This window comes from Taibaiella soli (assembly GCF_003236175.1).
In the GTDB taxonomy this organism is placed as follows: Bacteria; Bacteroidota; Bacteroidia; order Chitinophagales; family Chitinophagaceae; genus QKTW01.
Genome location: NZ_QKTW01000029.1, coordinates 1 through 9,238 on the forward strand (window position 1 = coordinate 1; position 9,238 = coordinate 9,238).

The window sequence follows — 9,238 nt, forward strand, 5'->3', positions numbered from 1 at the left end:
TGCATAAAAAATCCCGGCCACTTGAGGCAACCGGGACTATTTAAAATCCGTCAACTTTTTTCAGGACTATTCAAAAGTATTTTCTTACATTTTAGTAAACGGTAGAATTTCTTCGAGCCATTTCCGTTCGTTGCTCAGACGGGGAATTTTATTCTGGCCGCCGAGTTTTCCTTTTTGTTTCAGCCAAAGGTTAAAGCCCCCTTTTGGCATTACGTGCACAACCGGCATGCGCAGTGCGATGTCCTTGTGACGTTTGGCATCGTAGTCAGAATTGACCGCGCGGAGCGCTGCGTCCAATTCGCGAACAAACACCTCTAATGGAACGGGCAGTTTTTCAAACTCAATGATCCATTCATGTGCGCCGTTGCTTTCGCCGGTCATATAAACGGGAGCAGCTGTGTAGTCATTTACAATAGCGCCTGTCTTTGCAGAAGCTACAGCCAGTGCCTGATCTGTATTGTCTACGATGACCTCTTCACCAAAAGCATTGATGAAAAATTTAAGCCGGCCCGTAACTTTTATTCTGAACGGATGTAATGAAGTAAACTGAATAGTGTCTCCTACAAGGTATCGCCACAAACCAGCGTTGGTACTAATTATCAAAGCGTAGTTTTTATTGAGCTCCACCTCTTTCAGCGTGAGTGTTTTCGGCTCTTCTTTGCCGTATTCTTCCATTGGCATAAACTCGTAGAAGATGCCATGGTTGAGGAACAGCAGCATGCCTTCATCGTTCGGGTCGTCTGATGCGGCGAAGAAACCTTCCGATGCGTTATAGGTTTCGAGATAATGCATACCCGGTGATGGAATGAATTGCTGAAACTGCTCGCGATATGGTTTGAAGCTTACGCCACCGTGAATATATAATTCAAGATTCGGCCAGATATCAGTGAGGTTTTGCGTTCCTGCAATTTCAAATATTCTTTTGATCAGCACGATGGTCCAGGTGGGAACGCCCGCAATGAACGTGACATTCTCCTGCATCGTGGTGCGGGCAATTTTTTCAATTTTTTCTTCCCATTCGCTCATCAATGCGATCGAAAGATCTGGTGTGCGCATGATCTGACCTGAAAACGGCATGTTTTGCAACATGACTGCCGAAAGATCACCGTAGAACGAGTCTGCGCTCAGTTGATTTACCTGATGACTGCCACCGATTACGAGGCATTTGCCGCCCATTACCTTAGATTCCGGATATTGCCGGAGATACAGTGCCAGCACATCTTTCCCCGATTTGTAGTGTGTATCGTCGAGCGATTCTTTACTTACCGGAATGAATTTACTTTTATCACTGGTAGTGCCGGAGCTTTTGGCGAACCAGCTGATTTCCGAAGGCCAGAGTACATTTTGATTTCCTTCAAGAATGCGTTGTATGTAGCCCTTTAACGTGTCATAGTCATTAATTGGAACCCGTTGTTGAAAATCCGCAAAAGAATTGATCTTCTCAAAATTGTATTTCTTCCCGTATTCGGTGAATTGAGCAGATCCGATCAGGCCATTGAAAACCTGACGTTGGGTATCGATCGGGTTGAGCATAAAATTATCGATCGCGCTCAGGCGGAGTTTAAAGTATCCTTTAAGTGCGGGACTTATTAAGCTCATGTTAAAACGTAATTGTCAGTTTTAAATCCGGATTAAATATACAGTTCTGTAATGATATTATTTGGAGACCTGGTATTCGCTAGGTGTATAATCTTTACGTTTCAGTACAAAAGACTGACCCAGATATACTTTGCGCACCTGCTCGTCGGCAGCGAGGTCTTCAGCAGTACCTGATTTGAGGATTTTGCCTTCAAACAACAAGTAAGCGCGGTCTGTAATGGACAGCGTTTCCTGTACATTGTGGTCGGTGATCAGGATACCGATATTCTTATATTTCAATTTTGCCACAATCGTTTGGATATCTTCCACTGCAATCGGGTCAATACCTGCAAACGGTTCATCGAGGAGAATAAATTTTGGGTCAACAGCGAGCGCGCGGGCAATTTCGGTACGTCTTCTCTCTCCACCGCTAAGAACATCTCCCGGACTTTTGCGTACATGTGTCAGGCGAAACTCCTCCAGCAATTCATCTCTTTTACGAAGTTGCTCTGCTTTTGACAGTTTCGTCATTTCTAATACAGCACCGATATTGTCTTCTACCGACAGCTTGCGGAAAACAGAGGCTTCCTGCGGCAGATAACCGATACCCATCTGGGCACGCTTATACATTGGCAGTTGGGTAATGTCCTCTTTATCAAGAAAAACATGTCCTTCGTCTGGTTTCACAAGACCTACCACCATGTAAAATGAAGTTGTTTTTCCGGCTCCGTTCGGTCCCAGCAAACCAACTATTTCTCCCTGCTTCACTTCAAACGACACATTATTCACTACCGTGCGGCTTCTGTATCGTTTTATAAGGCCCTGTGTATGTATTCTCACCCTGTTTCTGGCTTTTGGGCAAAAATAAACAAAAGGGCTGTTAGTTGACAGTCTGATTTTGTGAAGTTTTATATAACTTATTGCATATCTGCTACGGCCAACTGTCAACGAATCAATGAAACAAACCAGTAATCATTTAATCATTTAATTACCTTTACGCCGCCAAAAAACACAGATGAAAGTAACTGAACACATTCGACAGGCCACGGGGCCCATTATTTCTCTGGAAATATTACCACCAACTAAAGGAAAAAGTATTGACTCTATCTACACCGTGTTAGATAAGTTCATGGATTTCAAACCTTCCTTTATTAATGTGACTTATCACCGCGCCGAACAAGTATTTAAAAAACGGGGCGATGGAAGTTTTGAAAGAGTAGAGATTCGCAAGCGTCCCGGTACGGTAGGCATTTGTGCCGCCATTATGAACCACTATAACGTAGACGCAGTACCGCACCTGATCTGCGGTGGTTTTAGCAAGGAAGAAACTGAAAATGCCCTGATCGATCTGCATTTTCTCGGTATTAAAAACGTCCTGGCTTTGCGTGGCGATGCTGCTGCCAATGAAAAATTCTTTACACCACATCCAAACGGTCACCGTTATGCGGAAGAACTGGTACGTCAGATCGGTGAACTGAATCAAGGCCGTTACCTTGAAGAAGATATTATGGACGGTGTGAAAACTGATTTCTGTGTTGGTGTTGCCGGTTATCCCGAAAAACATTTTGAGTCACCAAACGTGGAGATGGATGTTTATTATCTGAAACGTAAACTGGATCTTGGTGCAGATTATGTAACCAGTCAGATGTTTTTCGATAACAAACATTATTACAACTTCGTCAATAACTGCCGTGCGGGTGGTATTGAAGCACCGATACTCCCGGGCTTGAAGCCAATTACCAACAAACGTCAGTTGTCCGTAATACCAAGCATTTTCAACGTCGATATCCCGATGGAACTGACGAAAGAAATGCTGGCGGCAAAAACAGATGCAGCTTGCGAACAAATCGGACAGGAATGGTTATTGTATCAATGCCGTGATCTGTTGAAAAATAACGTTCCGGTGCTGCACTTTTACACATTGGGTAAACCGCATGTAGTGGAAAATGTATTGAAGCAACTTTTTTAGAGTTTAATAAAACAGAAAATTTAGTAACGAATGAGGAAGCCGTTCTGCAGTATGCAGAACGGCTTTTTTTATCGAATGTTTTTAATGAGGACTTATAAAAGATAAAAAAGGAAATTTAAAGACAATAGAGATGAAATAATAGTCTTAAAAAGGCGTAATTAATTGAAAATCAATTTGGCACGTTTTTTGTTCTTTACGCGCTTGTGCTTTGGGTCAAGTGATGAATGTATTTTGTCATCTTTAAAATTTCTCCCCTCAATGAAGCGTAAGCTTTGCATTTTAATTTCCATTGTCTTGTTACAATTTTTAAGTCGTGTGGGTTTCTGTCAAACAACAGCCAGCAAACTTAGTTTTAAAAATACCGGTATTACTGGTCTCAGTCAGGCAGTAGGCATCAATTTTGCCGCAGACGGCTATGCCTATATTTGGGAAAAAGCAGGAAAAGTAAAATCAGTTGCTCCCAACAGTACCGGCACTACTACCTTGCTGGATTTGTCTGATGAAGTTTATCACCCAAGCGGCGAGGATCACGGTCTGCTAGGGTTTGCATTAGACCCTGATTTTAGTACAAACGGCTATGTCTATTTATGGTATACCGTTGAAGGGCGCGTGTTATTTAACGATCCTGGCATTGCCTTAGATCAGTCAGGGCCTACGCAGGGCAGATGTACAAGGTACACTGTTCAGAATCATCAAATAAATCCCAATACCAGATTGGTTTTGCTGGGAGATGCTTTAGGTGATGGCCCCCCGATTTTATCCAGCACACACGGCGTAGGAACCTGTTTCTTTGATCAAAGTGGTTACCTGATGTTATCTGTGGGCGATGGCTCTTTTGGTGATAGCTGGGGAAGTCTGGCGGTAAGTAAAGGGATGATGTCGCAAGCGATGCTGAATTTACATTCGGAGCGGGCACAAGTAGACTCTTGTCTGGCAGGAAAAATATTGCGAATCGATCCAGCCACCGGAGGGCAATCCGCATTTTGATCCTAATAACAAAAAAAGCCCGGCATCCAGATATTATATAAAGGGTTTGAGAAATCCGTACAGAGTAACAAATATTCCCGGAATTAAAGTGGGTGATAACGTCGGGTATATACTCGTCAGTGATACACAGGAAAATTCATGGGAAGAACTGACATTATACTCGAATGCGGGAGACAATGGAGGATGGCCCTATTACGAAGGTTTTACCCGGTGGGTAGATTACAATAACGGAACTGCTTTTTATCAAATTCCACAGCCGCCACCAACGTTTACATGGCCACTTATTTCCTGGCCGCACAACGAAAATGGTCAGGTTGGAAAAGCGCCGGGAACTATCGCTCAGGTATTGATTAATGGCGTTCAGCGGAACATAACAGATCTTCCCGGGGTAAAAAATTTTAAAGGTAACTGTTCTACAGGCAATACTTTTTACGCCGGCAATGCTGGAGACCCATACGGCGGTGTATTAAATGACGCTATGCTATTTGCAATTTATACGGAGGATTCTGTGCGCGTTATGAAGTTTGCACATTCTGGCAACGGGGTAGTTGATTTCAATAATCCCACAGGTGTAACTGCTGTATCTCAAGCCGGGGTGGTGTTTTTAGGGACGAACCCGTATAACCACTACGTCTATGCAGTTGGCAACTATGGTGCGACAGATTATATCTGCCGGCTGGAATCAGTTGACCATATTTCACCAGTGGCCGTAATAAGCACCGACGGTAACACCTCTTCTACAACAAATACGGTAACAACACAGTTTTACGGAAGTCAGTCCTATGACGTCGACAATAGCAAACCCTCTTTAGCTTATTCGTGGAACTTTGGCGATGGTACAGTTGTTACAGGTATGAACCCGAAACACACCTTTACAGTTACTGGCAATGCTCCTGCAACGCAGACGGTTGTTCTTACGGTCAGCGATCCATATGGCGACAGTTCAATTGCGAGTACTACTATTAATTTAAATAATCTGCCACCGCAGATAAATTCAATTTCGGTTAAAGACCCAAATGGCAATTCAATTAATAATGTCGTTCTTGATTCATTGTCGGGCAGTATTTTTCCGGTAATACTAACAGCAAATGTTTCTGATGACCATACTGCTAATAGCGCATTGAAATATGTGTGGGAAGTAGACCGCTGTCACAATGACCATGTGCATCCTGGTGCTCCTACTCCCGGCGCTGCAACATTCAATACCAATTTGATTGCAGAGGGAGGCTGTGGCGATGGCGCCAGCTATTGGTTCAAGATTACGCTGACTGTAACTGATGAAAGTGGTGCCAGCACTGTGTATCAAAAAAACGTTTATCAACGTTGTGCAGATTTGGTGTTTCAAAAACTGACAGTCAATCCTGTTCCAACCCAATTACTTCAAAATGGTTCCTGCCAGATAACAGCATCTTCATCGTCTGGTCTACCTGTTTCATTTGAGGTAAGGTCAGGGCCAGTTATTGTCGATGCTCAAACCGGTCTGGTAACGTTTTCCGGTCAACCGGGAGATGCAACAGTTGCAGTCCTGCAGTCGGGAAATAGTACATATGGCGCTGCTTATCCTGTCGAAGTCAACTTTAAAGTCGTGAACCAATATATGCCTGCCAAACCTGTCGCATCGTTTATAATACCGGCACTCACATTTGACGCGAACTCTTCTTATGTAAATACCGGGCAGCCCATTACTTTTTTCAACACGTCAACAGGTGATGCGGACAACACAACTTATCAGTGGACATTTACGAGCGGACAACCAAGCATTACTAGCGCTACACAAGCATCTCCTCAGGTTACTTTCAGTAAGCCCAACGATTGGATGTCGGCTACGCTGACCGTTACCAATTCTTTAGGAACAAGCACTTGTTCGTATGCGAGTAATGATGTCTGGTTTGATAGACAAAACGGTTGGATTGCAACGAAAACGCCTACTGATCAAACACAGCCGGTAGGACCTCTTTCCCTGCAGGCTTCCAAAACAACTTCCAGTTCTACCGTATTAAGTTGGACGGCAGCGACAGATAATGTAGGAATATCCAGTTACCTCATTTATCAGAATAATACATTTTTAGCGACTGTGGGAGCAACAACCCTGTCGTATGCGGTAACCGGTCTCACAGATGGGACATCCTATAACTTCGAGGTAAAAGCGCAAAATGCTGCGGGAAATATTTCCAATGGTAGTTCTGTAACTGTTGTCACTACTTCTTCTTGCGCTACCACAATCTTTCTGAGTGATCTAAACTGGGCGAAAGAAGACCATAGTTATTTGGGGCCTCAAATGGATAAAAGTATCAGCGGTAATACTTTGAATATCGATGGTGTGACCTATAAAAAAGGAATTGGAACGCACGCTATAAATCATATTTATTATACAACGAATAAAAAATACAGCAGGTTCACAAGTACTGTGGGTGTCGATGATGAGGTTAGCGCTGTGGGCCCGTCCAGCATTAAATTTAATGTTTATGGAGATGGCGTTTTGATTAGTTCATCGCCCGTAATGCGACCGAAACAATATTACAATATAGATGTGAGCATCATTGACTACAGTGAAATAGAATTAGAAGTTACCGATGCGGGCGATGGTATCAATTCAGATCATGCCGATTGGGGAAATGCGATGTTCTACTTGCCAATACCATGTCCCGCAGGACTGGTAGCCCCGACAGCTGTTTCCCCTCAAACATTCACGGGGTCGGCTACAATAGCTAATCTTGTTGCAACAGGAACGAATATTAAATGGTATGATGCCGCTGCTGGCGGTAATCTTTTGAGTTCATCAACTGCTTTGACAAGTGGCAACGTTTATTATGCATCGCAGACGATAGGTGGTATTGAAAGTGCCCGAACGCCAGTGACAGTGAGTATTACTGCGCCGCCATCCTGTCCGTCGGTTTATCTGAGCGACCTGACTCCAGTTGCTGCAAGTCAGGGTTATGGAACGCTTCAAATGAACAAAAGCGTTATTGGGAATGCAATAAACATAAATGGGGTTGCTTACGCCCGCGGACTTGGGACACATGCGATAAGTCATATCATTTATGCAACCAATAAACAGTACAGCGTATTCCAGAGTACCGTTGGTATTGATGATGAAGCGGGAGGAACTATTCCCAGCGTACAATTTAATGTTTATGGAGATGGCAATCTGATTAGCTCTTCACCGGTTATGCGACCAAAAGAATCGTTCAATATTAACGTAGATATTAGCAACTATAGCCAGGTAGCATTAGAAGTCACGGATGGCGGTGATGGTATCAATTCAGATCATGCAGATTGGGGAGATGCTAAGTTTACATTATCCTGTAGCAGCGGTGCACCATTGGCTCCGACAGCCGCTTCCCCTCAAACGTTCACGGGTTCGGTCACTGTAGCTAATCTTGTTGCAACAGGAACTAGTATTAAATGGTATGATGCGGCTACAGGCGGTAATTTTTTGAGTTCATCAACTGCTTTGACAAGTGGCGATACCTATTATGCATCGCAGGCAGTTGGTGGTATTGAAAGTGCCCGAACTCCAGTGACGGTAAGCGTTACTGCGCCGCCATCCTGCCCGTCGGTTTATCTGAGCGACCTGATTCCGGTTGCTGCAAATCAGGGTTATGGAACGCTTCAAATGAACAAAAGCGTTATTGGGAATGCAATAAACATAAATGGTGTCGCTTATGTCCACGGACTTGGGACACATGCGATAAGTCATATCATTTATACAACCAATAAACAGTACAGCGTATTCCAGAGCATCGTTGGTATTGATGATGAAGTGGGGGGAGCTATTCCCAGCGTACAATTTAATGTTTATGGAGATGGCAATCTGATTAGCTCTTCACCAGTTATGCGACCAAAAGAATCGTTCAATATTAAAACAGATATTAGCAGCTATAGCCAGGTAGCATTAGAAGTCACCGATGGCGGTGATGGTATCAATTCAGATCATGCTGATTGGGGAGATGCTAAGTTTACATCATCCTGTAACGGATCGATGTCCACTACAGCACGTAGTGTTCTGGTTAATGATTCGACTGCTTTGATGAATGGTGCTGGCACAGTAAAAGTGTACCCTGTTCCTTTCACTAATTCCCTGACAATTGAATCGAACGGATGGACCGGTATGACCGCGATTAAACTGATTGACATCAATGGTCGCATCGTTAGAGAGGCTGCAAAATATATAACAGATGGGAACAGAGCGGAGGTTCTTTCCAATTTGTCCGCACTGCCAGGCGGGGTATATATTTTAGTCTTAAATAACGATAAAGAGGTTATCAGAATAAGTGTAAAAAAGAATTAGTGTAAAAAGCGTTCATCGTTTATATCGGCTATAAAATGCAGATAGTTTTGAGCGGGTTTGATAAGCAATTTATCAAACCCGTTCTTATTTCTTTTTCAAATGACGAACCCCAACTCTGAGCGACCAGTAATGTGTATGCAACTCCCACGGAGGATACGTATCGGCGGAGCTCAGGTTTGTAAAATTGAATTGAACGGCTTCTGAAAGAGTGAGATGCCATGTATGATTTAGTCTTATCTGCTCTTGTAATTCGATGCCGAACCCAAATAGAAAATAGTTGATATTGTAAGTACCCCGTTTTCCGAACTGATTTTTAATTGGCCGTTCAAAGTTGTGACGTCCTCCCCAAAACCGTACATGTCTAAAGTAGAGGTTCGGGCATGTTTTGCGGTTGCTTCCCTATGCGGGGGATG

General features: G+C 43.5%; 5 protein-coding genes. 3 read left to right on the forward strand and 2 right to left on the reverse strand.

Annotated features, from left to right (window positions below):
* Positions 1 to 84 precede the first annotated feature (84 nt).
* A complete protein-coding gene (locus tag DN068_RS21310; protein ID WP_111000983.1) occupies positions 85 to 1,599 on the reverse strand; it encodes a GH3 auxin-responsive promoter family protein in 1,515 nt (504 codons plus the stop codon).
* Positions 1,600 to 1,656: 57 nt separating this feature from the next.
* Entirely contained in the window at positions 1,657 to 2,418 is a 762-nt protein-coding gene (gene lptB / locus DN068_RS21315; protein WP_111000984.1) for an LPS export ABC transporter ATP-binding protein, read from the reverse strand.
* 175 nt (positions 2,419 to 2,593) lie between these two features.
* On the opposite strand from lptB, the gene DN068_RS21320 reads away from it, so the two are divergent.
* From DN068_RS21320 to DN068_RS21330, 3 genes are all read left to right on the forward strand, one after another.
* Positions 2,594 to 3,547 carry a methylenetetrahydrofolate reductase gene (locus tag DN068_RS21320; protein WP_111000985.1) on the forward strand — a complete coding sequence of 318 codons (954 nt, stop codon included), beginning with the start codon at positions 2,594 to 2,596 and terminating at the stop codon, positions 3,545 to 3,547.
* Positions 3,548 to 3,841: 294 nt separating this feature from the next.
* A complete protein-coding gene (locus tag DN068_RS21325) occupies positions 3,842 to 4,534 on the forward strand; it encodes a PQQ-dependent sugar dehydrogenase (protein ID WP_165836483.1) in 693 nt (230 codons plus the stop codon).
* 46 nt (positions 4,535 to 4,580) lie between these two features.
* Entirely contained in the window at positions 4,581 to 8,825 is a 4,245-nt protein-coding gene (locus tag DN068_RS21330) for an NPCBM/NEW2 domain-containing protein (protein WP_111000987.1), read from the forward strand.
* Positions 8,826 to 9,238: the final 413 nt, after the last annotated feature.